Annotated in this window: 1 protein-coding gene; it reads right to left on the bottom strand. The window is 58.5% G+C overall.

The window, feature by feature from the left end; all coding sequences use genetic code 11:
* Positions 1-67: 67 nt before the first annotated feature.
* Positions 68-1,426, bottom strand: a complete 1,359-nt coding sequence (gene hemN, locus AC5ZG5_RS46075; RefSeq protein ID WP_456647237.1) for an oxygen-independent coproporphyrinogen III oxidase — start codon at positions 1,424-1,426, stop codon at positions 68-70.
* Between the last annotated feature and the right edge of the window lie 142 nt (positions 1,427-1,568).

The raw sequence follows: 1,568 nt of genomic DNA, 5'->3' as shown, positions 1-1,568 counted from the left end.
CATCGGCAACAGACCAGCTTTGGTGCGTTCCTTCTTCAAGCATCCAGATGTCGCCTATATTTCTGACCTATGAGTAAACCGCGCGACTGTGCACGCCTGTTGACCGCGAAAGGTGAGCATCAAACGCCGAGGCGACGCTACGCACCAGGAATTCCGATCCTTCGCTGACGGTTAGTCGACCTTGAGATATCGTCGCAACTCCGTCGGCTAAAAGCCGGTCGATGCGGCCGCGGTCGACGACTGCTGTCCGTGGATCTCGACCATGGATGCGGGATATCTGCTCCAGGTCAACGGTCAAATCGCACATGATTCGCTGAATGATATCAGCGCGGAAAAGATCATCCTCGGTGAAAGCATAACCCTTCACCGCGGCTAGCCGGCCCTCCGCGATCCGGTCCAGGTAGTCGCGGATGTCCACCACGTTCTGGACAAAGCCGTATGGCATGCGACCGATCGCGCTCGCCCCGAGGCCGATGAGTGTATCAGCGCCGTCATCGGTGTAGCCCTGGAAATTGCGCCGCAATCGGCCATCGCGCTGCGCCGTCGCGAGCGCATCGTCTGGGAGCGCGAAGTGATCCAACCCGATGCGAACATACCCGGCATCCTGAAGGGCTTCCGCGATGCTCTCGGACTGAACGTGTCGCTCGACACTGTCAGGTAAGCTCTCCTGCGCGAACTTGCGCTGATGCTTCTTGAATGACGGGACGTGCGCGTAGCCGAAAACCGAAAACCGGTCGGGGCGCAATTCGACGCACTTGGCAATGGTGTCTAGACAAGAGCTTACCGTCTGAAAGGGGAGACCATAGAGAAGGTCGAAGTTGATCCCCCGCACACCTGCCCGGCGTAGCCTTTCGACTGCAGCTGCCGTCTGCTCGAAGCTTTGCAATCGATTGATTGCGCGCTGCACTCTCGGGTCGAAGCTCTGAATTCCGAGGCTCGCGCGGGTGACCCCGCAGTATTCTAAAGCCTGCGTCAGGTCGTTGGTCAGGCTTCGCGGATCGACCTCAACGGCGATCTCGGCATCCGGGAGTACGAAAAAGACATAGCGGAAGACGTCAGTGAGATCAACGAGCAGTTGCGGAGCCATAATGGTCGGAGTGCCTCCGCCGAAGTGCAGATGCGCGACCGGCAGGCTTTTCTCTATCGTGTCCGCGACTAGTAGCGCCTCCCGACGCAAAGCTGCGACGAAGGCGGCGATCGGCTCGTCGTGCTTGGCCACCGACGTATGGCATCCGCAGTACCAGCACATTGAGCGACAGAAAGGTATGTGGAGATAGAGCGAGATGGGTCGGTGGGTCGAAACCGATCTGAGCCAATGGCGATACACCTTCTCGCCAATTGCAGAAGAGAAGTGCGGGGCTGTTGGATAGCTGGTGTACCGTGGGAGCTTGCCTTGTCCGTAGATGTCGGCCAAATCCGATCGCATATTCGAGTTCCCCCGGTTCCTAGCCACATAACAACTTTGCCGCTGACCGGACTTTGCGCTGGGTCAGAGCCGGCCTCAAGAATCTGAACAAGGCGATAAGTGGAGTTTCTGCCTGACAGCGGGCACGCTGTGTCCCGCGAAT

The sequence above is a fragment of the Bradyrhizobium sp. Ses1 genome (assembly GCF_059512365.1).
This window is presented reverse-complemented; position numbering and strand designations above follow the sequence as displayed.